General features: G+C 64.4%; 29 protein-coding genes. 12 read left to right on the top strand and 17 right to left on the bottom strand.

Annotated features, from left to right (window positions below):
- Window positions 1-86: 86 nt before the first annotated feature.
- The 13 genes from WC729_RS14950 to WC729_RS14890 all read right to left on the bottom strand — a co-directional run bounded on the left by WC729_RS14950 (window position 87) and on the right by WC729_RS14890 (window position 9937).
- Window positions 87-632, bottom strand: a complete 546-nt coding sequence (locus WC729_RS14950; protein WP_372854127.1) for a carboxymuconolactone decarboxylase family protein — start codon at window positions 630-632, stop codon at window positions 87-89.
- Between the two features lie 34 nt (window positions 633-666).
- The gene (locus WC729_RS14945; RefSeq protein WP_372854125.1) at window positions 667-1284 is read right to left on the bottom strand and encodes a nitroreductase family protein; all 618 of its coding nucleotides are present in this window, start codon (window positions 1282-1284) and stop codon (window positions 667-669) included.
- 281 nt (window positions 1285-1565) lie between these two features.
- Window positions 1566-2522 carry a cupin domain-containing protein gene (locus tag WC729_RS14940; RefSeq protein ID WP_372854123.1) on the bottom strand — a complete coding sequence of 319 codons (957 nt, stop codon included), beginning with the start codon at window positions 2520-2522 and terminating at the stop codon, window positions 1566-1568.
- A gap of 107 nt (window positions 2523-2629) precedes the next feature.
- Entirely contained in the window at window positions 2630-3079 is a 450-nt protein-coding gene (locus tag WC729_RS14935; RefSeq protein ID WP_372854121.1) for an N-acetyltransferase family protein, read from the bottom strand.
- A gap of 15 nt (window positions 3080-3094) precedes the next feature.
- Window positions 3095-3619 carry a pyridoxamine 5'-phosphate oxidase family protein gene (locus WC729_RS14930; RefSeq protein WP_372854119.1) on the bottom strand — a complete coding sequence of 175 codons (525 nt, stop codon included), beginning with the start codon at window positions 3617-3619 and terminating at the stop codon, window positions 3095-3097.
- 11 nt (window positions 3620-3630) lie between these two features.
- Entirely contained in the window at window positions 3631-4329 is a 699-nt protein-coding gene (locus WC729_RS14925) for a glutathione S-transferase N-terminal domain-containing protein (RefSeq protein ID WP_372854117.1), read from the bottom strand.
- Window positions 4330-4353: 24 nt separating this feature from the next.
- The gene (locus tag WC729_RS14920; RefSeq protein WP_372854115.1) at window positions 4354-5064 is read right to left on the bottom strand and encodes an SDR family NAD(P)-dependent oxidoreductase; all 711 of its coding nucleotides are present in this window, start codon (window positions 5062-5064) and stop codon (window positions 4354-4356) included.
- 68 nt (window positions 5065-5132) lie between these two features.
- A complete protein-coding gene (locus tag WC729_RS14915) occupies window positions 5133-5750 on the bottom strand; it encodes a nitroreductase family protein (protein WP_372854113.1) in 618 nt (205 codons plus the stop codon).
- A 137-nt stretch (window positions 5751-5887) separates the two neighbouring features.
- Window positions 5888-6805 carry an NADP-dependent oxidoreductase gene (locus WC729_RS14910; protein ID WP_372854111.1) on the bottom strand — a complete coding sequence of 306 codons (918 nt, stop codon included), beginning with the start codon at window positions 6803-6805 and terminating at the stop codon, window positions 5888-5890.
- Between the two features lie 60 nt (window positions 6806-6865).
- Window positions 6866-7783, bottom strand: coding sequence for an NADP-dependent oxidoreductase (locus WC729_RS14905; RefSeq protein WP_372854109.1), 918 nt, complete (start codon window positions 7781-7783; stop codon window positions 6866-6868).
- Window positions 7784-8038: 255 nt separating this feature from the next.
- Entirely contained in the window at window positions 8039-8728 is a 690-nt protein-coding gene (locus tag WC729_RS14900; protein WP_372854107.1) for an antibiotic biosynthesis monooxygenase, read from the bottom strand.
- Window positions 8729-8871: 143 nt separating this feature from the next.
- Entirely contained in the window at window positions 8872-9354 is a 483-nt protein-coding gene (locus WC729_RS14895) for a redoxin domain-containing protein (RefSeq protein WP_372854105.1), read from the bottom strand.
- 64 nt (window positions 9355-9418) lie between these two features.
- Window positions 9419-9937: a peroxiredoxin family protein gene (locus WC729_RS14890; RefSeq protein ID WP_372854103.1), complete on the bottom strand. Its 519-nt coding sequence runs from the start codon at window positions 9935-9937 to the stop codon at window positions 9419-9421.
- Window positions 9938-10301: 364 nt separating this feature from the next.
- Here WC729_RS14890 and WC729_RS14885 point away from each other — a divergent pair, with 364 nt between their 5' ends.
- From WC729_RS14885 to WC729_RS14855, 7 genes are all read left to right on the top strand, one after another.
- Window positions 10302-10583 (top strand): DUF2282 domain-containing protein, encoded by a 282-nt coding sequence (locus tag WC729_RS14885; protein ID WP_372854101.1) that lies wholly within the window; start codon window positions 10302-10304, stop codon window positions 10581-10583.
- 14 nt (window positions 10584-10597) lie between these two features.
- A complete protein-coding gene (locus tag WC729_RS14880; RefSeq protein ID WP_372854099.1) occupies window positions 10598-11497 on the top strand; it encodes a DUF692 family multinuclear iron-containing protein in 900 nt (299 codons plus the stop codon).
- On the top strand, window positions 11484-12242 hold the full coding sequence (locus tag WC729_RS14875) for a putative DNA-binding domain-containing protein (protein ID WP_372854098.1): 759 nt from the start codon (window positions 11484-11486) through the stop codon (window positions 12240-12242). Before WC729_RS14880 ends, WC729_RS14875 begins: the two co-directional genes overlap by 14 nt.
- Window positions 12239-12691, top strand: a complete 453-nt coding sequence (locus tag WC729_RS14870) for a DoxX family protein (RefSeq protein WP_372854096.1) — start codon at window positions 12239-12241, stop codon at window positions 12689-12691. The genes WC729_RS14875 and WC729_RS14870 overlap by 4 nt, the downstream gene beginning before the upstream one ends.
- A 154-nt stretch (window positions 12692-12845) precedes the next feature.
- Window positions 12846-14132 carry an ergothioneine biosynthesis protein EgtB gene (gene egtB / locus WC729_RS14865; protein WP_372854094.1) on the top strand — a complete coding sequence of 429 codons (1287 nt, stop codon included), beginning with the start codon at window positions 12846-12848 and terminating at the stop codon, window positions 14130-14132.
- A 1-nt stretch (window position 14133) separates the two neighbouring features.
- On the top strand, window positions 14134-15120 hold the full coding sequence (gene egtD / locus WC729_RS14860; RefSeq protein ID WP_372854092.1) for an L-histidine N(alpha)-methyltransferase: 987 nt from the start codon (window positions 14134-14136) through the stop codon (window positions 15118-15120).
- The gene (locus tag WC729_RS14855; RefSeq protein ID WP_372855517.1) at window positions 15033-15617 is read left to right on the top strand and encodes a hypothetical protein; all 585 of its coding nucleotides are present in this window, start codon (window positions 15033-15035) and stop codon (window positions 15615-15617) included. Before egtD ends, WC729_RS14855 begins: the two co-directional genes overlap by 88 nt.
- A 48-nt stretch (window positions 15618-15665) precedes the next feature.
- Here WC729_RS14855 and WC729_RS14850 read toward each other — a convergent pair whose 3' ends face one another.
- The 4 genes from WC729_RS14850 to WC729_RS14835 form a co-directional block, all read right to left on the bottom strand.
- Window positions 15666-16592, bottom strand: coding sequence for a helix-turn-helix domain-containing protein (locus WC729_RS14850; RefSeq protein WP_372854090.1), 927 nt, complete (start codon window positions 16590-16592; stop codon window positions 15666-15668).
- Between the two features lie 250 nt (window positions 16593-16842).
- Window positions 16843-17472 carry a glutathione S-transferase family protein gene (locus tag WC729_RS14845; RefSeq protein WP_372854088.1) on the bottom strand — a complete coding sequence of 210 codons (630 nt, stop codon included), beginning with the start codon at window positions 17470-17472 and terminating at the stop codon, window positions 16843-16845.
- A gap of 25 nt (window positions 17473-17497) precedes the next feature.
- On the bottom strand, window positions 17498-17788 hold the full coding sequence (locus tag WC729_RS14840) for a DUF2218 domain-containing protein (RefSeq protein WP_372854086.1): 291 nt from the start codon (window positions 17786-17788) through the stop codon (window positions 17498-17500).
- Window positions 17789-17857: 69 nt separating this feature from the next.
- On the bottom strand, window positions 17858-18379 hold the full coding sequence (locus WC729_RS14835) for a hypothetical protein (RefSeq protein WP_372854084.1): 522 nt from the start codon (window positions 18377-18379) through the stop codon (window positions 17858-17860).
- A 527-nt stretch (window positions 18380-18906) separates the two neighbouring features.
- Between WC729_RS14835 and WC729_RS14830 the strand changes: the two genes are divergently transcribed.
- The 5 genes from WC729_RS14830 (at window position 18907) to WC729_RS14810 (ending at window position 22404) form a co-directional block, all read left to right on the top strand.
- Complete coding sequence (locus WC729_RS14830) at window positions 18907-19335, top strand: DUF1810 family protein (RefSeq protein ID WP_372854083.1); 429 nt, start codon at window positions 18907-18909, stop codon at window positions 19333-19335.
- A 79-nt stretch (window positions 19336-19414) separates the two neighbouring features.
- Complete coding sequence (locus WC729_RS14825) at window positions 19415-20032, top strand: molybdopterin-dependent oxidoreductase (RefSeq protein WP_372854081.1); 618 nt, start codon at window positions 19415-19417, stop codon at window positions 20030-20032.
- Complete coding sequence (locus WC729_RS14820; RefSeq protein WP_372854079.1) at window positions 20032-20787, top strand: ferredoxin reductase; 756 nt, start codon at window positions 20032-20034, stop codon at window positions 20785-20787. Before WC729_RS14825 ends, WC729_RS14820 begins: the two co-directional genes overlap by 1 nt.
- On the top strand, window positions 20784-21056 hold the full coding sequence (locus WC729_RS14815; RefSeq protein ID WP_372854077.1) for a DUF6510 family protein: 273 nt from the start codon (window positions 20784-20786) through the stop codon (window positions 21054-21056). The genes WC729_RS14820 and WC729_RS14815 overlap by 4 nt, the downstream gene beginning before the upstream one ends.
- Before the next feature lie 121 nt (window positions 21057-21177).
- The gene (locus tag WC729_RS14810; protein WP_372854075.1) at window positions 21178-22404 is read left to right on the top strand and encodes an alpha/beta fold hydrolase; all 1227 of its coding nucleotides are present in this window, start codon (window positions 21178-21180) and stop codon (window positions 22402-22404) included.
- Window positions 22405-22756: the final 352 nt, after the last annotated feature.

The following is a 22756-nucleotide window of genomic DNA, read 5'->3' as shown; positions in this document are numbered from 1 at the left end:
GTGCACGGCGGATCCGGGCTTTGCGTTACAGCTGGATCCCGCGCGGCCCTGAAGGAGCGGGAAAGGGCCGCGCGGGACTGCTCCGATCAGATCGAGCCGGCCGGCGCGACGGCCGGGAAGTCCTTCTCGGGATCGAAGACGTTGTTGAAGAAATTGGTCAGCGAATACATGGCGACCAAGGCGACGATCTCCATCGCATTGGCATGAGTGTAGCCAGCGGCGGTGACAGCCTCCAGGTCGGCGTCGGTGACGTGCCCACGGTTCTCGACGACCTTGCGTGCGAACTGGACGGCGGCATCGCGCTTCGGGTCGGTGGCATGGCCTTTGCGGGCGAGGATGATGTCCTCCGCCGACATCTTGGCCATGTGCTCGGCGGTGAAGCTGTGCACCGTCAAACAGTAATTGCAGCCGTTCACTTCAGACACGGCGAGGCCGATGCTGTCGCGGGTCTTCACGTCGAGCGCTTTGCTCAGCGATCCGAGCAACGTGGCCCAGGCATTGAACGCGATCGGGCTGTGGGCGAACGCCGCCATCATGTTGGGCGTGAAGCCGATATTCTTGGTGAACGCGTCGAGCGTTGGCTTCGAGTCGGCGGGCACCTTATCCGGGCTCAGCGTGGCAGTACGGGTCATGATAGTCTCCTCAGGGTGGTGGGTTGGTGGAAGGTCAAGCGAAGGCGAGGACATCGAGCACGGGGAGGCGTGGCTTTTGCGCCCAGTTCCCGGCGCGCTCTGGCCCGACCGACAAGAGCATCACAGGGATCTCGTTGTCGGCGAGGCCGAATTCCTCAGACACCGCCTCGAAGTCGAAACCGATCATCGGCGTCGAGCCCCAGCCGAGCGAGCGGGCGGCATAGATGATCGCGCTCGCGCCGAAAGTGGCGGTGCGGATCGCCTCGTCGCGCTGGAGCTGGGGGTTGTCGTCGTAGAGACCACGCGCCGGGTTCTCCCATTCGGGGATCAGGCGCGCCGGCATGATGCCCGCTTCGACGAGGGGAGCCAGGCGATGCGGCACCACGCTCGCATCGGCCAGTTGCCCGATAATGATGAAGGTGACCGCGGCCTCGGTGATCGCCGGCTGGTCCCAGGAGATCGGACGGAGGCGCGCCTTTGCCTCGGGCGTGCGGACGGCGATGAACCGCCAGTTCTGCAAGTGGAAGGACGTCGGCGCCGACGTGCCGATCTGCACGAGGTCGCGGATTTGCTCGTCGCTCAGCGTTGCCGTGGTGTCGTAATATTTCGCGGCACTGCGGCTCAGCATGTTCTCGATCACTGGGTTTGTCATGGCGCTTCCTTCATCAGCGGTTGATGAGATCTAGCTACGCCGGGAGAATGATTGTTTCGAGACGCGCAAGTATCAAATAGATGCTCGAAACGCTCAAAAGCACAAAAACTAGCCGGTTGATCCACCTGGGCGCCGCGCCCCACGAATCCAGACACGCGGCCGGCGCGCTGGGCGTTACAGCGACGGATGCGACCGCATTGGACAGTCGGGACACGAAGGGTTTCGCATTACCCGCCGCAAGGACCGTTCGGCCCTCGCCAATTCTCACAGGATCAGGGCGATCACCCGCTTGCGTTCGCCTGACGGCGCCATTGCCCAGGCGTCATGCCTATCGTCGTCGTGAAGGCGCGCCGGAACGCCGCGACCGACTGATATCCGACCAGGTCGGCGACTGCCTCGGTCCCCAACCCCGGCTTCTTCAGTTCGTTGGCGGCAAGGCCCATCCGGATGTCGGTCAACAGGTCGCTGGCCGAGCGTCCCAGCTTGTCCTGAAAGTGGCGGACAAAGGTCGCGCGCGACATACCGCACATCTCGGCCAGTTCGAGTTGATTCCAGGGCCGAGCCGGCTCCGCGAACATCGCCGAAATAGCCGGGCCGAGCCGGGCATGGCCGGCCAGTGCCAACAAGCCTTCCGGGGCTTGGTCCGATTCGCTGGCAGCGCGCAGGACGAGCGCGAACAGTGCCGCGGAAAGCGCGTTGAGGATGGCGTATCCTCCGGCTTTGTCGCCAGTCGATTCCATTCGCATCAGACCCACGAGATTGGCCAGCCGCGTGGAAGCCGACCCCGCGCCTTCCCCGCCCTCATCGTCGCTGGTCCGCACCACCAGGTTCGTCGGCAAGTAGCTTCGGATCAGGCGATCATGGGGTGGCCCGATGACGAAGCGTCCGCACAGCATGTCGAACTGCTCTTCCTGGCTGTCATTTTCACTGACCATCCACCCGGCCGCGGCAAAATGTTCGTGCGTTGGCGCCGGTGCAATGCCGCTGCCGTCGTGAAGGAGATGTGGCGAGCCGTGCGGAAGCAGCACGATGTCGCCGGCCGTCAGTTCCCTCACCATCCTCGACTCCGGATCCTCGATGACCGCCCTTCCCCTGAGCACGACATGGTAGGGAATTTCGCGTGCTGCCGATCGGTCCCAGGCAACACGCCACGGGGCGCCATAAGCGCAGCGGACTTCCAGCTGGCCGGTAACGGTGACCATTTGCAGGAGACGGCTCAACCAGTCGACTTGGGACATAAGACCTCGGTATCATTGGGCGCCCTTCGTCCCTCTCCCATCCCAACCCGGCCGGATGGCAGAGGGTCATCCTTTTGCGGGCACAAGGCCCGGCCGGCGCCGGCCGGTCAGACGAGTGGTTTCCGATATATAACGAAACCCGAGCGCTCGGCGATGCCGTCGTAGAGCTGTATGGCGGTCCGGTTCGATTCGTGCGTGGACCAATAAAGGCGGGGCGAGCCGTTGCGCGTCGCTTCCTCTGCCACAAGTTCGATAAGGGCACGGCCGAGCCCGTTTCCCCGCGCATCGTCCGAGACGAACAGGTCCTGCAGATAGCAATAATCGTCGATCGCCCAGGTCGATCGGTGATAGATCCATTGCGCCAATCCCAACGCGCGTCCGTCGACAAGGGCAAGCGCTGCATGAACGGGTTCGACGGGATCGAGAAAGCGTGCCCAGGTCTTCAACCCTGCGGATTGCGGGATTTCCACCTCGTAGAACCGCTGGTAGCCCAGCCAAAGAGGCAGCCACCGATCGAAATCGTTATGATCGACAGCTCTTATCTCGACTGATGCCATTGGATGCTCCCAACTCTATCCGGCGTCTCGCGGCGCGCACGCTCCGGATCCCACCCCGTACCTTTCGAGGTAGGTGTTTCGAATCTCGTCCTGGCTCCGGGGCGGATCGGCAAAGACATGCGCGGGAGACAGCAATGGCGAGATCGCCATGGTCTCGATCCTGACCACATGGTCGACCGGATATTCCTGGCCGTTGGTCGCGCGGACCCAGTCGGCAATCATCGAATATTCGTCATCGCCCGGTGAGAGGATCACCGCGCGGCCGGTGAATCGGTAGCCGCGCCGCTGGAACATATCGACCACGTTGATCTCGACCGCGGGATAACGCTTGAGGTTCCGGATCGTCCGGGGTGAAGCGATATCGGCGAAATAGAGCTGACCACCGCGGACCGTCAGCGATGCCTTTGGCGAAAGGCTCGGCGTACCGTCGTCGTTGACCGTGGCGACGAACGACAAGATCGCCTGCTTGATGATCGCCTCCATGTCGGCGGTGATGTCGACCATGGGCATGCTCTTCAATGTGTGGAGCGGGCGGTTCATCCGTCGCGCTCTTAGTTGCGTGGCGGGATATTGATCCCGCGTTGGACAGCTGGTCGCGCAAGGCCGCGATCGAGCCAGGCCTGCACCTGGGCGAAGCGGTCGAACCCGACGAGCTCGCGCGCCTCGTAGAAGCCGATGAGGTTGCGCACCCAGCCGAGCAGCGAGATGTCGGCGATCGTATAGTCGGCGCCCATCACCCATTCGCGCCCGGCAAGGCGGCGGTCGAGGACACCGAGCAGGCGGGCGGCCTCGCTCGCGTAGCGATCGCGTGGCCGCTTGTCCTCATAGTCCCTGCCGGCGAACCTGTTGAAGAAGCCGACCTGGCCGAACATCGGCCCGACGCCGCCCATCTGCCACATCAACCACTGGATGGTCTTGTACCGCGTGTTGGGATCCGCGGAGATGAATTGCCCGGTCTTGTCGGCCAGGTAGAGCAGGATCGCGCCGGACTCGAACAGCGTAAGCGGCGTGCCGCTCGGTCCCTTGGGGTCGTAGATCGCCGGAATCTTGCCGTTGGGGTTGAGCGCGAGGAATGCCGGATCGTGGCTTTCGTCTGCCGTGATGTCGACCCGGTGCCATTCATAAGCGAGACCGGTTTCCTCGAGCATGATGCTCGCCTTCACGCCATTCGGCGTCGGCAGCGAAAAGAGTTGCAACCGTTCCGGGAACCGCGCCGGCCAGCGTGCGAAAATCGGATGGTCGAGGGTCATCATGCGTCTCCCTGATCGGTCGGCTCAGTGTCCGGCGCTTTGGCCACCGTCCACGTGCAGGATCTCCCCGGTAATGAAGGGAGATCGGTCGAGGAAAAGGATCGCGCTTGCGATCTCGCCGGGTTCCCCCATGCGGCCAATTGGCTGGAGCGCCGACAGCGCTTGATAGTCCGCCGGCGCGTACATGGGCGTTCTGATCGCCCCCGGGGCGACCGCATTCACGCGAATGCCTTTCTTCGCATATTCGATCGCGAGCGACTTCGTTGCGGCGTTGAGGCCGCCCTTCGTCATGGCCGCCAGGACGGTGTGCGTGCCGGAGATCGCGACCTGGTCGATGCTTGTCGTGAGCGTGACGACATGACCGCTGCCACGCTTTTCCATTTCGGCGATCGCGAGCTGGGTGATGTTGAAAAAGCCCCTCATATTCACGTGCATGGCGGCGGAGTAATCATCGACGGAATGCTCGGTGAAAGGCTTGCTGATGAAGTTGCCGGCATTGTTCACCAGCGTGTCGATGCGGCCAAATCGTGCGAGGCCCTCGGCGATAACGCGCTCGGCGGTGTCGCGCTCGCCGATATCACCGGCAACGGTCAGGATATCCTCGTCATCGACCGGCTTGATCGAGCGGGAGGTTGCGACGATGCGGTAGCCGAGCTCTCGAAATGCCTTGACGACTTCGGCGCCGATGCCTTGCGATGCACCGGTGACGACGATGACTTTTGACTGATTGTTCATGCTCTTACCCGAAGATTGATTGTTTCCGCCGGCCCGCCGCGACGCGTGACCATCGCCCTTCCCGACGATCAGACGAGATCGAGGATTTCGCTGACAGGCCGCCGCGGTTTCTGCGCCCAGTTGCCGGGACGCTCCTTGCCGACCGCCAGCAGCATCACCGGAAACTCGTCCCGCTTGAGGCCGAATTCGCGAGCCACTTCTTCGGCGTCGAAGCCGATCATCGGCGTCGAGCCGAGGCCCCACGATCGCGCGGCATACATCATCGCGGTGGCGCCGATGGCGCCCGAGCGCACTGCCTCGTCGCGCTGCCGCTGCGGATATTCCATGTAGAGGTCACGAGCAGGGATTTCCCATTCCGGAACCATCGCCTCGGGCATGACGCCGGCCGCGACGAGCGGTGCGAGCCGCTCCGGGATGACGCTTGAATCGGCCATCTGGCCGACGACGATGAAGGTCACCGACGCCTCGGTGATGGCGGGCTGGCTCCAGGCGATCGGGCTCAACCGGGCCTTCGCCTCATGCGAGCGCACGGCGATGAAGCGCCAGTTCTGGAGATGGAAAGACGTAGGAGCCGTGGTCCCGATGCGCACTAGTTCCTGGATCTCGGCGTCGGTCATTTTGGCGTCGGCATCGTAATATTTCGTCGAGCGGCGGCTCTCGATGCACTCGATAACGGGATTGCTCATGTCGATTCCTTGTCGTGAGAGGGTTCGAAGAACGCGAGTCCCCTCACCTTCCGCATCGAATTCGATGCGTGCAGCTGAGGCCGGACCGGCGGCAGGTGAGAAAAGATGATGGAGGGCGCACGCCCTCCATCATCGGATCAGGGTTGGACGCGAATGATCGTTTTGCCAGGTCGCCTTACGGTCGAATTGAAGGTGGCGACGGCCTCTTCGAACGGCGCGACGGTGCCGATGTGCGGCCGCAGGCGTCCGTCGCGGATCCGCTGGACGATCTCGGTCAGCTGCGCACGATCGGCTTCGACGACGAAATCGATCGCCAAGGCGTTGGCAGGCATTTCCTCGACCGGTCCCACGATCGAGACGAGACGTCCGCCCGCGCGGACCAGCTTGGCTGACCGTTTCCCGATGTCGCCACCGATGAGGTCGAACACCAGGTCGACCTCACCGACCTTTTCGAGGGGATCGTTGTCGAGGTCGACGAATTCGTTCGCACCGAAACCGATCGCCGCCTCACGATCAGCCTTGCGCCCGGTGCCGATGACATAGGCGCCGATCTCGCGCGCGAGCTGAGTGACCAGCGACCCTACCGCGCCTGCCGCGCCGTGCGCGATGACCGTCTGTCCGGCCTGAAGCCTGCCGTGGACAACCAGTCCCTGCCAGGCGGTCAGGCCCGAGATCGGAAGGCTCGCACCGACGGTGAAGTCGACGTCGCCGGGAAGCGGCGCAAGGTTGCGCGCCTCGACCGCGACATATTCGGCGAGCGTTCCGTCGCGCGACCAGTCGGTGAGGCCGAACACGCGTTGTCCGATCGACAGGCCCGTCGCGCCGTAGCCAAGGGCTGTGACGATACCGGCGAGCTCGTGCCCCGGAATCGACGGTGTCCGATCGCGCTCGGCACGGTCGGTGTAAGTCGACGGCCAGCTGAGCTCGGTATTCACGAATCCCGACGCATGGACCTGGACGACGACGTCATTGTTCGACGGCGTCGGCTCGGGCCGGTCGGTCAGCTTCATTCCGGCCGTGCCTGCGGCCTCGTCGGTTACTACGATCGCTTTCATGACGGCTGTCTCCTGTGTCACTTGTTTCGTGGATTGTGATCGGTTGCGGGCGCGCCTTGCTCAGGGCCGAATGCGGATGATCGTCTTGCCGTTGACGCGGCTGGTCGGATTTAGGGCCGCGACGGCATCGTCGAGCGTCGCCACATTCCCGATATGCGGTCGAAGGCGCCCGTCCCGCACCCGATGGATGATCTCGTTCAGCTGGGCGCGATCGGGCAGCACGACGAAATCGATGGTCAAACCGTCGGTTGGCCGCGCGTCGGTCGGTCCGGCGATCGTCACCAATCTCCCGCCGGCGCGGATCAGCCGCGCCGATCGCGTTGCGATGTCGCCGCCGAAGATATCGAAGACCAGATCGACCGCGATGATGTTCTCGAGGACGTCGCTCTCGAGGTCGACGAACTCATGGGCACCGAAATCGAGCACGCGCTTGGCGTCCGCCGCTCGACCGGACCCGATGACGTAGGCACCGATGGACCGGGCAAGCTGGGTCACCATCGAGCCAACTGCACCGGCCGCGCCGTGCACGAGGACAACCTGCCCAGCTTCAAGCTGGCCATGTTCGATCAAACCCTGCCAGGCGGTCAGGCCGGGCATGGCGACGGCAGCGGCCACGGCGAAATCGACGTCGCCCGGCAACGGCGCGAGGTTCCGCGTCTCGATGGCGATATATTCGGCAAGGCTGCCGCCGCGATACGAGTCGGTGAGGCCGACCACGCGCTGTCCTATCGACAGTCCGGTCGTGCCATAGCCAAGCGCGCTGACCACGCCAGCCAGTTCCTGGCCCGGAATCACCGGCCTGCGGTCATGGCCGGAGCGATCGGTCCAGGTTGAAGGCCAGGTCAGCTCCCCGGACGTGAACCCCGAGGCATGGACCTGGACGATGACATCATTGATGCCTGCCTCCGGCTCGGGCCGGTCGACCAGCTTCATACCGGCGGTTCCGGCGGCCTCCTCCGTCACGACGATCGCCTTCATCTGCAATCTCCTCGTGCCACGCAGCAGGCCTCATCAATGGCGATCACAACACGGTCCACTGTGACCCTGCGCATCTTCATCCAACCGGACCGAGCGCGGCTCAGGTTACACCTGAGCAGAAATTTCCGGACGCGCGCCGCGGTCGGCAAGCCTCTCCTGCGGACCTGCGAAAACGGGGCAGCGCACATACCGGACCAGCCATGACGGCAATTGCCCGAGGCGCTCGCCGCTCGGAGATCCGCGCCCATGATACCCTCAACCGTGGACGCTGTCGCGACCCGGCGCGTCGGGGAAATATTGCGGCGCCTCGCGCCGATCGAACATCGAATAGTCGCGTACGATCCGCGTCACGCGAATACGGCTGTCCTCTGGACCCATCGCGTACTTGGCGAACTCCACGGCCGAGTCCTGATCCTTCCAGGCACAGAGCAGGATGATGTCACCGGGTGCGTGGATGGCTTCGAACACATCCCAGGTAATGCAGTCGCCATAGGAATAGAGGTCGAAGCCGAGATAGAGCGCGATTTCCTCGGCGTTTTGCGACGCGACCCAATCGGGTACTTGCGCCGCGTCGATCAGCGTGATCGCCACGCCCGACCCGACCTCGCTTTCATCGAGGCGCTGGCTGCGTAGCTCGCAACCCTCGGGGACTTCGGTGTCATAGGTGACCTCGCAGACGCGCAGGCGATAGTCCTCCAGCATCTCGGCCCGGCCTATCACCTGGGCTTCGTGGTGCTGCTTGTTTGTCCGCCACCGGACGACGGACTTCTCGTCGCGCCAGGTCGACAACGAGAGCAGCCAGCCATCGCGGGCAAGGCTCTTGTAGAGGATACTGTCGACGAATCCCGCCACAGCTTCGAGGTCGGGAAGGAGGCTCTCCCCGAGCGCGGCATGCGCTTGGCGTTGATCGGCGTGCGGAAGGATTTCGAAAAGCACCGAAAACATCAACTCTCTCCAGAAATGGTCCGGCCAGGGCGGTTGAACGGAAAGCACGGCTCAACGAGCCGTGTCGTTACAGCGGGTGCGGAAATCGGATTCGACCAGAACTGGAGGGGGACGATCACCGTCGGAGCGACCGGACCCGATACTCAGCTTTTCGCCGGCGCCTTCGACTTGAGGTAGCGGACGAAGTTCAAGACATCGTCGGGCATCAACCGGCCGATCGCGCGCGACGAATAGACCGACGTCAGGATCCGGCCATCGCCATCTAGGATGAAGCCGGTGGCCTGGAGGCAGAGCGGGCTCTCGTTGACATAGGCGCCCGTCACCGCCGCAACGGCCCGCGCATCAGCGCCATAGCCGACCGGGAAATCGAGCGCATGCTTTGCGACGAGCGCTTCGGAGGTTTCGCGGTCGTCGGCCGATATCGACACAACCTGGATGCCTTCCGCCGCGAATTCGGCCGCCGCGCGCGCAAAGGCCGCGAGTTGGGCATTGCAATAGGGACACCAGGCGCCGCGATGGAACAGGATGACCGACGTCCCGCCAGCGAGATCCTCGGGCAAGCGCACCTCGCCGCCGCCGGCCAGCGCGAAGCGGAGGGAGGGAAAGATCTCACCATTTTGCAGCATGAAATAGGGCTCCCATTGTCGTGCGATTAGGCAATCCGAGCGAAAGCCGCTCCGCGCGCAGACCTCACCTCGGCGAGGACCTGGTATCGGCGACCACGCGCAGCAGATCGTCCGGCATCAGCCGGTCGATCGTCGCGACCGAGGAAACCATGGTCACGACCCGCTCCTCGAAATCCTCGGTGTTCGAATAGATCGCGGTGTGGATCCGACCTCGGGGATCGATGACAAACCCGGTCGCCTCGAGATAGGCGGTGTCCTCGCCGACCAGGATGCCGGTCGCGGCCGAGACGCCCGACGCGTCCGCGGCGTAGCCCACCGGAAACGTCAGGCCGTATTTGCTGACCAGCGCTTCGCTCGTTTCGCGATCGTCAGCCGATACCGCGATTACCTTGATGCCCGCGGCCGCGATGTCGTCCGATGCCAGCGAGAAGGCGTGGAGCTGTTCGTTGCAGGCAGCGCTCCAGGCACCGCGGTAGAACAGCACCACGCCGAAGCTGCCTGCCAGATCGTCGGGCAAATGGATCTCACCGCCGCCCGCACGTGGGAAGGAGAGCGAGGGGAAGGCGTCGTTTGTCTGCAGCATCACGATTGCGATCCTTGTGTGGAACCTCCGCACGCCGATAGCGGCCCGGCCGCAACAGCAGGACGCCGCGCCGCCGGCGGTCATCCCACCTACCGAGGCCACGCGGGCGTTCGGTTACACCTCTGCGATCAGCAATCCGTTCCAACGCGACAGGACTGCGATCGTACCGGCGACATCGACGCGGCCCCGGTGAACACGCGGGAATCCCGGAAAAATCACCGAATGGGTCGAGCCGATGTAACGCACGGCCGCCGCCGCCGAGTTAGTCAATGGAAGGTTGGCGTCTCCCCCCGCCCCCCGTGCCCCGCGCCAGCCTTCCACACATTGCTGCCCAGGCGGCCGCTTGTCTTGAAAGGACTGACCTATGACCAATCACCTGAAGATGATCACCGGCGCTGGCGCCCTTGCCTCCTCGCTCCTCGGGACGCTCGCCATGTCCACTGCCGCGCATGCCGGCCCCGTCGCCCAGCCGCCGGGCTCGGAGAAATGCTATGGCATCGCAAAGGCAGGCCGGAACGACTGCGCCGCCGGCGCGCACAGCTGCGCGGGGCATGCCACGCGTCCGATGGACAAGGCGTCGTTCGTCTATCTGCCGAAGGGCGCCTGCTCGAAGATCGCCGCCGGCAGCCTGACGGCCGGCAAATAAGGGACGATGGCCGCATGCCGAGATCCCAGCCCTCTCAAGGTCATGCGGCCACCACCGCCGCCCCGTGCCACGGCATCGGGGTGGGACTGCGTTACCCTCATCACCAGCAGTTCCTGGACGGGTCGCCTCGGGTGGACTGGCTGGAAGTCCATGCGGAGAATTATCTCGGCGGGATCGCGCTCGACGACCTGCTGACGATCCGACGGGATTATCCGGTCTCGGTTCATGCGATCGGTCTGTCGCTCGGCTCATCGCACGGGATCGACCAGCAGCATCTCGGTCGCATCGCCGACCTGTGCGACCGCGTCGAGCCTGGCCTGGTATCCGACCATGTTTCCTGGAGCTCGCTCCCGTCGCGCCATCTGCCCGACCTGCTGCCTCTCCCCTACACGGACGAAGCCCTCGCCATCTGCTGCGCGAATATCGACCGCGTCCAGAACCGGCTCAAGCGCCGCCTGCTCGTCGAAAACCCGTCGCGCTATCTCGCCTTCCTGGCAGCGGATTTCTCGGAAGGCGGGTTCCTCGCCGAACTGGCCGCGCGGACCGGTTGCGGCGTCCTGCTCGACCTCAACAACATCCTCGTCTCCGCTTCCAACCTCGGTCGCTCGGCAGCGGGGGAACTCGCGGCGGTCCTCGAAGCCGTTCCTGCCGCCGCGATCGGCGAAATCCACATAGCAGGGCATTCGATCGTGCCGCTCCCGGATGGCGGGCATGTGTGCGTCGACGACCATGGTTCGACGGCGTCGCAAGAGGTCTGGCAAATGCTCGAAACCGTGACACGATGGCTGGGACCTCGCCCAGTCCTGATCGAGTGGGATACCAACCTTCCGCCCTTCGACACTCTTCGGTCCGAGGCCGAGCGCGCCCGCACCATTGTCGATCATGTCCAGGACGGACGGCATGCGCTTAACTGAACTCCAGGTGCATTTCGCAGAGTTGCTCGAGGGCGGTATCGATATACCCGGCATCTTCGCCTCCGGACCGGTACCGATCGGCCGCGCCCTCGAGGTTCATCGGGCGACAATCGGGAATGGCTTCATGCGCGTGCTGGCGCTCGGCTATCCGACTGTCGAGGCGCTCGTCGGCGCCGGCTTTTTCGAGCGCATGGCGCTCGATTATCATGACACCCCTTCCCTCCGAATGGACGCAGCCCTTGCTGATTACGGCAAGGCCTTCCCGGGCTTCGCCGCTGGCTATGCCCCCGTCCAAAGTCTGCCCTACCTCGCCGATGTCGCGCGGCTCGACCGGGCAGTCGACCATTGCCAGGGAGCGGAGGCCGCGAACGAGCGGTTCGTGATCGACGAGACGGTCTCGCTCGAACTGCCCAGGTCGTTGAGGCTGCTTGCTCTGGCGTTCCCGGCGGTGGAGATACGCGCCGCCATCTTCGACGGTGACGATGGCGCGCTCGGCAAACTCGATATCACCCCGCGCCGACGCGCGGCGGCGGTCTGGCGTTCCGGTCGCTCGGTCGTCGTCTCGCCGATGGCACCATCGGCGATGCGCTTCCTTGCCACCCTGAAAGCCGGCGCCACGCCGGACGCGGCGCTGGCGGCTGCCGCCGGCGAGCAACCTGCCGACGTGCTGACCACCCTCCAGACCGACGTCTTCGCCGCCGCCTTCGCCCGCGTGCGGCCCAGTCACGAAAAGGTGATCCCTTGACCAACAACCGCGCCCTGAACGCCATCGGCCACCTCTATGCCCTGCTCGATCGCGTGCCGCTCAGCCTTCCCCTTTTGGTCGCCCGGGCCGCGACCTTCAGCGTGTTCCTTCGGTCTGGGCTCGTGAAACTGTCGGACTGGAGTGCGACGCTCATGTTGTTCCGGGACGAGTATAAGGTCCCGGTCATCCCCTATCAGGCGGCGGCTTATCTGGCGGCGAGCATGGAGCTCGGCTGTTCGACGCTCATTCTCTTGGGCCTCCTCACCCGCGTGTCTGTCCTTGGCCTCTTCGGCATGATCACCACGATACAGCTCTTCGTCTATCCAAGTGCGTGGCCCGATCACATCCAATGGATCGGTTTCATGCTCTTCCTGTTGCTTCGCGGACCTGGTGCCATTTCGATCGATCACCTGATCTCCAAGGGCCTGTCCGCCCGGTCCGACGCTTGAGGCAGGCTGTCGGCGAGCGATGATGCCGGAAACGGCCACATCGACGGGACGCTGTAACCGAAGCCGAGATGGCGCGTGTTCTGGTGGTGAAGGCGCTCGACGACGGCAGACAACGCCACGTTCCGACAGGCCCAAATGAAGAGAATGTGGCACCATGGGCATTGCAGCAACCGCAGGACCTGCGACCCGCGACCTGTCGATCGAAGACGCTTGCACCGGCTTCGCTTCGCTGCGGGCGCTCAGTCTCGAGCTCGTGGCGCAATTGTCGGACGCCGATACCACTGCCCAGTCGATGCCCGACGCATCGCCCGCCAAATGGCACCTTGCCCATACGACCTGGTTCTTCGAGACCTTCATCCTGCGCGATCGCGTCCCTGACTATCACCGGTTCGACGCGCGCTGGGCGGAGCTGTTCAACAGCTATTACCAAGCCGAGGGCGCCTTCCATCCAAGGGATCGACGCGGGATGCTCACGCGTCCTTCGCTCGACGAGGTGATCGCCTATCGGCGGCACGTGGATGAAGCGGTCATCGCCGCGATGCCACTGATCCTGGAGCGCTGCGCCGACCTGCTCGATCTTGGCCTCAATCACGAACAGCAGCATCAGGAATTGCTGCTGACCGACCTCAAGCACCTGTTCTTCCAGAACCCGCTTGGCCCCGCACTGTGGCAGCGCACGCCCTTTGGACGAACCCATCATGCCGGTTCGGAAGTCGCCTGGCATACAGGCCGCACCGGACCGGTCGACATCGGTGCAAGCGACGCGAGGTTTGCCTTCGACTGCGAACGGCCAGCGCACCGGCACTATCTGCCGCCGCACGCGCTTGCCGATCGGCCGATCACGAACGCCGAATGGTGCAGCTTCATCGCCGACAACGGTTATGGGAATGCCTCGCTCTGGCTGTCGGACGGCTGGGCCTGGCGGACCAGGGAAGCGATCAGCGCGCCGCTCTACTGGCGGCGCGCGCCGGACGGCTGGGAGGTTTTCACGCTCGCCGGCTGGCATCCGATCGATCCGTCCGAGCCCGTCACGCATATCAGCCTGTACGAGGCCGACGCGTTCGCGGCGTGGGCGGGCGCGCGCTTGCCGAGCGAACAGGAGTGGGAATCGGCAGCCCGCGGCCACAATCCCCTGCTTGGCGTCCAGCTCGATGACGCGCGCGCGGTGCGTCCGCTGTTCGTGCCGAGGACCGACGGCCTCTCGTCGTTGTTCGGCAACGTCTGGGAATGGACCGGGTCGGCTTATCGACCTTATCCGGGCTATCGGCCGGCACCTGGCGCCATCGGCGAATATAATGGCAAGTTCATGAGCGGCCAGTTCGTCCTGAAGGGCGGCAGCTGCGCCACGCCGCGCGGCCATGTGCGCGCGTCCTACCGGAACTTCTTCCACCCCCATCAACGCTGGCAGTTCACCGGCCTGCGTTTGGCGAAAGATCTCTGACATGGCGATGCACGTTGAACTCAAATTGGTCGAACAGGACGAAGACGGCATCGACCTCGCCTTCCGTGCCGAAGTGTTGCAGGGACTGTCCGAGGCGCAAAAGGCGATCCCGGCGCGCTGGTTCTACGACATGCCCGGCTCGGAGCTCTTCGAGGAGATCACCAGGCTCCCTGAATATTACCCGTCCCGGGTCGAGGCCCGGCTGCTCGAAACCCATGCCGGCGAAATCGCCGAGCTGACGGGGCCAGGCCGGGTCGTGGTCGAGTTCGGCTCGGGCAGCTCGGTCAAGACGCCCTTGCTGCTGCGCGCGGCGGCCGCCAGCGCCTACGTGCCGCTCGACATATCGGGCGAGTTCCTGCGTCAGGCGAGCCGCACATTGGCGGTGGACTTCCCCCAGCTCGCGATCATCCCGATCGAGGCGAACTTCATGCGGCCCGTCCGTCTGCCAGGTTCGGTGCCCGATGCCGCACGATTGGGCTTCTTCCCCGGCTCGACGATCGGGAACATGGTCCCACATACCGCGGTCGACCTGCTGCGCTCGATGCGAGAGACGCTGAGTGGCGGGTCGCAACTTCTCATCGGGATCGACCGACACAAGGAGGTCGATCGCCTCATCGCCGCCTATGATGATCGCCAGGGCGTGACCGCCCGCTTCAATCTCAATCTGCTCCAGCGGATCAACCGCGAGCTCGGGGGCGATATCCCGTCGGACCGCTTCCGCCATGTCGCGCGGTGGAACGCCGAATGGTCGCGGATCGAGATGCATCTCGAGGCGACCGACGACCTGGTTTTCAGCGTGTCGGGCCAATCGATCCGAATGGCCGAAGGCGAGACGATTCACACCGAGAACAGCCACAAATACACGCCTGATCAAGCCAGATTGCTCCTGCAGGCAAGCGGGTGGACGCCGATCCGCCTGTGGTCCGATCCGGCCGACGACTTCATGCTCATCCTGGCCGACGCGACGGAGCATCGGTCGGCGCCCTGACCGCAATGATGCCGACGAACCCCAAACCGCCCTTTTATCAAGACGAGGAAATCATGGACAAACAACGCGTAAAGCAGACGATGCTCGATCTCGAGCAGCAGCAGTTCAATGCGTCTCAGGAGAGATATCTATCGTTCGTATCGTCGGCGCGGCTCGATCGCACGGAACCGATCGAAACCGACGAGCGGGCCCAGGCCGAATTCGCCAGCGATCTGTCCGAGGCGTTCGATCAGCCGGTCCACGCGCACGCCGACAAGATCGCCATGCTGCGGGAGATTGATTTCGGCCCGAAGGACAAGGTCGCGGAAGGTGCCATCGTCAAGCTGATGGATCGCCACTTCGTCATCGCGGTCGCGACCGATCGGTTCGACTGCGACGGCACCGAACTGATGGGCGTATCGCTCCAGGCACCGCTCTTCAGGGCCCTTGAGGGCAAGTCCGCCGGCGATGCCTGCACGTTCAATGGACGCCGCCTGGTCATCGATCTGGTGATGTAGACAGGCTTGGGCCGCGATCGGGTGGAGAGGGCAGCCGCGTGCCCGATCCTACCCGGCGTCCTTGCTGTTCCGCCTCAGGCTCGAAGGATCGGTGCCGAAATGATCGCGGAAGAGACGGCTGAAATGGCTGCGGCTGCTGAACCCCACTGTTGCAGCGACGGTTTCCACCCGGATGCCGGTGGACAAGAGCAAGCGATGCGCGAGGCTTAGACGGACGCGCGACACATAATCCATGGGAGTGAGATCGAGCGCTTCCTTGAACTCGCGCGCAAAAGCGGACCGGCTCATTCCTGCCTCCCTGGCGAGGGTGGTGACGGAGTGCGCGACCGCCGGCCGTTCGAGCACCGCCGCGATCGCGCGACCGAGACGGATATCCTGGAACAGCGCCGGCGCCGTGCCGGCGGCACGGCTGGTCTGAAGATGCCGGCGCAGCAAGACGACCAGGCAGGCCTTCATGAGCGCGCTCGTCAACGCCCTCGTTCCTTCCGTCGGCGCCGCAACCTCCTCGAGCAGCGAAACGAAGGCGGCGGAAACGACCGGGACATCGGAAAGATTCTCGACCACCGGCCGGATCAGGCCTTCCATGGGTCCGTACGAGCCATTGCGGTCGGGCACCACCGCACCGCACGCGATGCGAAGCGTCGCGTCCTTGCCATCCGTCACGTCGACCAGGAGCATGCCGTCGCGGACCGGGGTACAGGCCTCGGAAACCGGGCGGTTGACGATCGTATCGCGCGTTGCTGAGAGATACTGGACCTTCCCCGGAGGCACGAGCAGCATCGCGCCGGGTCCGGCCTCGACGGCCTCGCCGTCCCCGACCCTCAAGTAGAGCTTGCCCTCGAGGACATGATGGACCTCGATCGCATCGATCGGCGGCAGCATGAGGCCGACATCGTCGCCGATCTCACAGATCGCGAAGGCTTCGATCTCGACCGAAAGCGCTCCAAAGAGGGTATCGAGCGTCGATGTTCGCATCATGCCAATCCTTGTTTGCTCTGGCTGCGGTCATCTCCAGACAAAGCTTATACTCTCGTTCCAAATCCTGAACCAAGCTCGCTGTCACGCGGTGGATACCACGTCTTGCCGTCTCTTCGTCAGGGTGGTTTGCGCGTCCGCCGATCATGTCGGCTCGGCCGCAAAGGTCAGTGCGGGCGGTAAATCGTCCCGTCGCGATCGAGGCCTGGCGATCGCCGCCCGGCCCCCTTCACGCGGCCCTTCCCGTCCCTCATCCGCGCGCCAGGCCGTACGGTCCGCCACGGTCGATCGCCGCCTTGTAAGCGGGTCGGGCCTGGAAGCGCGCAACCCAGGCGGCGAGGTCGGGGAGTGTCGAGACATCGGCGAAGTTCACGGCGAGTTCGCCGACAAAGCTCATCTGCACGTCGGCGGCAGTCAACGCCGCGCCCAGCAGGAATTCGCGTCCCCGCAGGCGCTCATTGATATAGCGAAGGTTGAGACCCAGTTCATAATCCACCCGCCTCCGCAGCGGCGTCGCCAATTTGCCGAAGCTGTTAGCGATCGGAAGCATGATGAACGGAAGCGATGCCGACCCTTCCGCATAATGCAGCCAGTGCATGTATTCGTCATAGTCTTTGCTCTCGGGATCGGGCCGCAGGCGGTCGCCGCCGTGGCGGCGCACGATATAGTCGATGATCGCGCCCGACTCCGCGATCGCGCGGCCATCGTCGGTGATGACGGGCGATTTGCCGAGCGGGTGAACACGCTGAAGCTCGGCGGGCGCCATCTTCGTGTGTGGATCGCGAAAGTAGAATTGAACCTCATACGGCACCTCCAGCTCCTCGAGGAGCCAGAGTATCCGCTGCGAGCGGGACTCGTTCAGATGGTGCACGGTGATCATCGCATTCGCCTCGGTCGATCCGGCGTCACGCAAGCTCACGCCAGACGCACGGCACGCCGGTGTCGCGTCCGGCCACCCGGTCGACGTGCCGCGCGACCGATAGCTTGGCCGCTGCGAATTTATCCTCGTCCGAGCTGATGAGGCGCAGCGTCAGGCTTTCGCTGTCGGCGGTCATCACGAGCTCGGCGCCGGGAAGTTCGACCTCGCCGGTCAGCGTATCATAGCGGACCGGATAGGTATGCACCCAGGCTTGGGCGACCTCGGTGAGGTATCTGCTGGCCTCTTCGGTAGCGATGCGTGCTTCGGCTTCGGGCAAGTGCGATCTCCACGTGATGTAGCGGTTTGCCCTCTACACGCGCCGCGGCCCCACCGAGTTACATCGGTCTCAGTGAGGAAGGGCTCCGGGCGCAGCGCTCCAGTCCGGCAGGATGATCTCGACCCTCATGCGCTGCAGGCGCCTCAGCAGTGCCAGCAACCTTTCTGTCGCGCTTTCGAGCTGTCCGCGGTCGTCGAAGAGCTCGACGGTGTACGCGCCTCGGGCGAACATGTTCAGGTCCCTGGGCGCCACGGCCGTCAAATCGGGTGGCCAGCGGCACACGAGCACATAGGGCCAGCCATCGAGCGGCGGACCGTAATGCGCGATCGTGGTGTGCTCGGTCGGCAGTACCGAAGGGCGCACGTCGAGCGGATCCGATGGGAAGGGATCATCATGCGCCTCGTCGAGGTAGGCTTCGAACTCCTCCTGTTCGGCGATCGTTTCGCAAAGGATCGGGTGGCAGCGCCGAACGGTCGGCGCCGTGTCGTGAGCGCCCCCCGACATGTCGATCATGATAAGATCCGGCATCGGGGCAACCGGCCGCGGATAGAAGAGGCGCAGACGCGCCACCGCCGGGCTCAGCGAGACCATTGATGCTCGATCCTTGCAGTGGGCACGAACGACCGCCGGCCGCAGGTCACAAAGTCCCGGGCCGAGAATGCACTCGCTTTGCCGACGCCGCCTGCCGCGGACAATGGATCGCCCGCTCCTATTTGGCGGTCCGGGCCGGCATTTGACGTCAATGAAAAGAGCACTCTCACCTGAGCTTCTCCTTTTCCAGGGACCGACCCCGTCGACCGCGGGCACGGACCAGCCTCCTCGGAAGCGCCGGTCGCCGCAAGAATATTCGATTGCTAGCGCGCCTCCGTCACGAACTCCCAGAGCATTCCGTCAACGATGGACGCTTCAGCACAAAAATTGGCGTGTTGGCGCTCGATCGCGAGACCTAGGGTCCGTATCGTCCCGCTGGCAGGCGTGTAACGCGCGGCCGCCCTGCGCCGTGTTTGTCCCAATGACACGGTCGTCGGCGGATCTCGCAGGGGTTCAACGATGGCCGACCCACTTCCCTGTCCGCCGGCTCCGGATCGCCAGGTTGGACCCATCAAAGGCGTTTGCCAATGACCGACGATTACCAGCTCGAACGTTTCGTTGACGCGCAATCCGGCGTCTATGACCACGCGATCCGTGCATTGCGTCGGCGTCTGCTCGATCCCGCCTGGATGGCGTTCGTGTTCCCGCGGTTCGTCAATTGCTATCACGACCCATCGACGGAACCCTTCGCCATCGCATCGCTCGACGAGGCGCGCGCGTATCTCGCCCACCCGCTCCTCGGCCCCCGGATGCGGGAAAGTCTCGCCGCGCTCAACTGGCTGCACGATCTCGAGCCCGGCGACGTGCTCTCCGTAGAGGATCGGCATAACCTTCATTCCTCGCTCACGTTGTTCGCCGAAGCGGCAGACGAACCGCTGATGCGCCAGATGCTCGAAATCTGGTTCGGTTGCCGCGCCGACGAGACGACGATGATCCAATTGGATCTCCGTCCATGATAATCGGAACCGGCCCGGACTCATCCGTGGCCATCCGGGTCGCGCGCGGCCGCACCTCCGTCTGAAAGGTAAAGAGCCCATGGTTTTCACCCGAGGCTTCAAAGGCCGGCCGAGAGAGGATGAAGCGACGCGCTCGCGCGTGCCTCCCGGACAATATGTCACCGCCGACTTCCCGGTGCTGACAGCGGGCCCGACCCAGCACACGTCGCTCGATGACTGGACGCTGTCGATGCAGGTCGCCGGCCGCCTGCTGGCGAAATGGTCCTGGCACGACTTCGGGATGCTGCGGCAGACGGGGATCACGACCGACATCCACTGCGTCACAAAATGGACGAAGCTCGACACGCGCTGGCGAGGCGTCACCTTCGACGACCTGCTGCGCGCGGCAGGGCTCGACGCCGCGCCGGCTGCGTTCGTGACGGTGCATTGCGACGGCGGCTATTCCACCAACGTGCCCGTGGCGGATCTTGTCGCCGGGAAGGCGATGGTCGCCACCCATTTCGACGAGCTCCCGCTGTCGCCGACCCATGGCGGCCCCGCGCGCCTTTTGGTGCCCCACCTCTATTTCTGGAAAAGCGCGAAATGGATCCGGCGGATCGAATTCCGCGAGCAGGATAGCCCGGGCTTCTGGGAGTCGCTCGGCTACCACATCCATGGCGACCCCTGGCGGGAACAACGCTATGATGGAGATCCCTGATGGCGGACCCCAGCACCGGGCTCCCCTGGCTTACCGCGACCGTCAGCGAGCTCCGCGCAGAAACCGCCACGGCAAAGACGATCGCGTTCGAGGTCGCGGACTGGCCAGGCCATCTCGCCGGCCAGCATCTCGACATCCGCTTGACCGCTGAAGACGGCTATGTCGCGCAACGCAGCTTCTCGCTGGCGTCGCCGGCCGGGCACAGCGCGACGATCGAGATCACTGTCCAGCAGGTCGCGGATGGCGAGGTCTCACCCTTCCTGCTTGAAGAGCTCCGCCTGGGGGATCAGATCGAATTGCGCGGTCCGATCGGCGGCTATTTCGCCTGGACACCCCGTTCCGCGCGGCCGCTGATGCTGATCGCCGGCGGCTCGGGTGTCGTGCCGCTGATGGCGATGTTGCGGACCCGCCGCATTGCGGAAGATCATGGTCAGGCGCGCCTGCTTTATTCCTCCCGGTCCCTCGACCAGATCCTCTACCGGACCGAGCTCGATCAGCTTTCGGCTACGCCCTTCCCGCCCGCAGTCATCCACACGCTGACCCGGGGCACACCGCCGGATTGGGCGGGCGAGCATGGTCGCATCGACAAGCCGATGCTCGCCCGCCAGGCGATCGCCGCGAGCGAGGAACCAGAGATCTTCGTCTGCGGCCCCACCCCGTTCGTGGAATCGGTCGCCGACCATCTTCTGACGCTTGGCCACGCGGAAGCCAGGATCCGGACAGAGCGATTTGGCCCCACGGGAGAAGCGAGATGACCGACGATACAATGGTTCTCGACGGTAATGCCGCCGCCGGGGCGCTCGGATCTTTGTTCGCCTTCGATGTCACGATGGCGATCGTCCGTTGCGGGAATTGCAATGCATCGGGTCCTCTCGCCGAGCTTCGGTTCTTCGGCTCGCCGCAGGCGATGGTGCTGCGGTGCCGGCATTGCGACGAGGTCAATATCCGGCTGCTCGAGACCGGCCGCACGATCAACCTCGATCTGAGCGGCGCCGCGCGGATCGAAATCGGCCGCGCAACCTGATCCGCCGGAAATTTTCGGACCGCTTTTTGCCGTCTTGCGTCCTCTCGGGAGTCTGACGGCGGCCGTTGACCGAAGCGGCGCGGCACCGGACCTTCGCCGCGAGATGACACGGAAAGACGCAATGACGAGCAAGGCTTTCGCTTTTTATGGATCCGATGGGCGGCAGGTGGCCGGAACGCTCGAGGAGCCGGCGACCACGCCGCGTGGCTGGGCGATCCTTGCGCATTGCTTCACCTGCGGAAAGGACAGCCTGGCCGCGGTCCGCATATCGAGGGCGCTCGCGCGTGCGGGCATCGGCGTGTTCCGCTTCGATTTCGCCGGCAATGGCGACGTCGCGACGTCGCCGCATGAGCCCCAGTACGCGACAAATGTCGCCGACCTCGTGATCGCCGCGCGCGTCATGACCGCGGCGGGCATGCCGCCGGGCCTCCTCGTTGGCCATAGTCTGGGGGGCACGGCAGCGCTTGAGGCCGCCGGCGAGCTACCGGAGATTGCGGCCATCGCGACGATCTCCGCTCCCGCCGACGCCGAACATGTCCTGAAGCATTTCGCGGCACGGGATCTCGAGCGGATCGAGGCCGACGGCAAAGCCGAAGTGCAGATCGCCGGTCGGCCGTTCATGATCCACCGCAGCTTCCTCGACGATGTCAGGAACCACGACATCGAGAGGCGTGTCGCAGCACTTCGACGGCCGTTGCTCCTCCTGCACGCGCCGCTCGACGACGTGGTCGGCGTCGAACACGCGACCCGGCTGTTCCATGCGGCGAAGCATCCCAAGAGCTTCGTGTCGCTCGACGAGGCCGACCACCTTCTCACCCGAGCCGAGGATGCCAATTATGCAGCGAGCATGATCGCGGTTTGGGCGAGCCGCTATTTGCGCCCGCTGTCCTTCGATATCCCGCAGACAGAGGCCGCGCAGGGCGTCGCGGCCTCCGAAACGCGTGCCGGCAAGTTCCAGGTCGAGATCCGTTGCGGTAACCACGGGCTGTTCGCCGACGAACCCGTATCGGTCGGCGGCATGGCGAGCGGCATGTCGCCTTATGAACTGGTCGCGGCCGGTCTGGCGGCCTGCACGGTGATGACCATGCGGCTCTACGCTGACCGCAAGGGCTTTCCGCTGGAGCGCGCCCATGCCGTCGTGGAGCATGACAAGGTCCCCGGCATGGAGCCGTCCGACCGATTCACCCGTGTCATCACGCTCGACGGACCTCTCGATGATAATCAGCGCGGGAAGATCGCGGCGATCGCCGATCGGTGTCCGGTCGACCTTAGCCTGATACGCGGATCGGATGTGCAGACCCGGCTTTCCGATCAAGCCGTCGGCCAAGCGCACTCATCGGAACGCTGACCTCTCCCGCGGAGGTCGAGACCTTCGCTGATTCGCCCGCCCACCCCTTCCAGTCACCCAAACCGATCATCATCGTGCGCTATGCTCCAAGCGCCGTGCGTGACAGTCCAAAGTTGGTCGCCCACTCCGGGAAGCATTGGAAACGACGCAAATCGCGGCTCATTGTGACCTCGGATCGGAGCCCGGACTTTCCGGGTAGCCACCTGGTTGAGTAGGTCGTCTCCGGCGACATGTGCTGCTGACACGGTTTCAGATTGATCGGCCTCCGGTGGGAACACTGTGCGCAGGTTCCGGCCCCTTGCCGAGTTGAAACCCAACGGCGCGTCGCTGCTCGGCCCAAGCGCGAGGGCCA

Origin of the sequence: Sphingomonas sp., assembly GCF_041661825.1 — a bacterium.
In the GTDB taxonomy this organism is placed as follows: domain Bacteria; phylum Pseudomonadota; class Alphaproteobacteria; order Sphingomonadales; family Sphingomonadaceae; genus Sphingomonas.
The sequence above is the reverse complement of the archived record's forward strand: the minus strand, read 5'-3'. Positions and strand labels throughout refer to the sequence as shown.